Origin of the sequence: Microcoleus sp. Pol17C6 (assembly GCF_036701145.1) — a bacterium.
In the GTDB taxonomy this organism is placed as follows: Bacteria; Cyanobacteriota; Cyanobacteriia; order Cyanobacteriales; family Microcoleaceae; genus Microcoleus.
On record NZ_JAUBQH010000153.1, the window covers coordinates 1 to 1,709 of the forward strand.

1 protein-coding gene is annotated in these 1,709 nt (G+C 50.8%); it reads right to left on the bottom strand.

Translation table 11 applies throughout. The features are described from left to right. Positions 1-1,709, bottom strand: a 1,709-nt coding sequence (locus QUA25_RS29115) for a DUF4347 domain-containing protein (RefSeq protein WP_445304902.1), incomplete at both ends; no start/stop codon positions are given.

Genomic DNA, 1,709 nt, shown 5'->3' on the forward strand with positions numbered 1-1,709 from the left:
GACAGGCTTTCCCGACGCCGCCGAGATGCCTCCGCCCACCCAACGGGCGGAATTATCGGCAATGGTGGTGTTGACGATCGTTGTGGGGGCATAAAGAGCCATTGCACCACCGACATTGCCGTAAAAATCGGTAGTCCCACTAACTTGGTTGCCAGAAAAGGTGCTGTTAGTAATCGTGGTAGGCGCATCCATGATCCACATGGCGCCACCTTGACCGGGGGCTTTGTTACCAGCAAAGGTGGTGTTGGAGACCGTAAGTCCTTTGTTGAGGCCGTTGCTCAAGTTTACCAACCCGCCTCCAACTCCGTCGTTGCCACCGGGAAGCGACAGAATTTCGTTGTTTTGGAAGGTGCTGTCTGCAATACTTACGCTGTCTTGGGTGCCGGTAAACAGATAAGCTGCTCCGCCTTCGCCTCGCCCTTTGTTGTCTTGAAATACACTTTTGGTGATCTTAATTGTGCCGGAAGCTTCGCTGGGATTGCTGGCTCGATCGGTATATAGTGCGCCGCCGAAACCTCTTAAGAAATCATTGGACTTCCCTGTGGCGAAAGTGGCTGCTGTGGTGTCGTTGCCGATGAATCGGGAGTTGTCAATTGTCAGCTTACCTTGAAGGCTGTTAATCGCCCCGCCGTTAATTCCTTTGTTGTTGGTGAAGTCGCTGTTGGTGACTGTAATAGTTTTGAAACTCAAAAAGCCGATCGCACCTGCACCACGTTCATCGTTAGCGGCGGTGGCGACGTTGCCGTTGAATTTGCTGTTGGTAACAGTCAGGGTATTGTTGAAATTACCAAAAATTGCGCCACCGCCTTTATCGGCGACGTTGTTGTTGAACTGAACATTGTCTACTGTGAGGTTTACTTCGTCGGTTGTGCCGATCGCGCCACCTCGATCGGTTGTTTTGCCGTTAGTAATAATCAGGTTTTTGACCACAAAATTGGTAGCAGTGGCAACGTTGGCGTTGACAAAAAAGGCGCGGGATGTGTTGTTGCCACTGATGGTTAAACCGGGTGCGGCGGCGCCGTCAATGGTGATGTTTTTGCCGACGGGAATATCGAGTTGACCGCTGGTGAGGGTAATGGTTTGGCTGGCTAAACCTGGAGCGAAGGTAATTATATCGCCGGCAACAGCGCTGGCGATCGCAGCTCTTAATGAACCGGGCCCGCTATCGCTATTATTGGCTACTACGAGCGTAGCTAAATTACCTCGGTAACTTGCCATCGCATCGGCATTCAAGGCTAAGGGAGAATCAATTTGACCCCTAGCAAATTCTAAATTCCAGTCGCCGCCACGGCCGGTTGTGTTGGTGGAAGCGGCAACGTCAGCCCCGGTTAATTGACTGAATCGAGCGACGAAATTAGCACCTGTACCGCCTGCTACATCGCAGCCGTACAGCATGATATCTGCTTGTGGGGCTAGTGAAGTTTGCCATTTTTCCAACTGGCTTTTGTATTGCTCTATGTTATCTGAACCCAGAGCGGTCTTGCCGAGTTGTAGGCTGCCTGAACTGCCGTGAGAAATAATGTGAACCGAGTCTATTGCCCCGTTAGTAGAGGCATATTTTTCAATTTCAGAGCTGATTTGTTCGATGCCGTTTTTGGTGCTATCGAGTATTACTACCTGCTGTCCCGGCAGCACTCCCGCTGTTATTGACTCGTAATCTTTTACGCCTGAGTCTATGAAGACTAAGCAGCGCGGTGGCATTTTTTCCC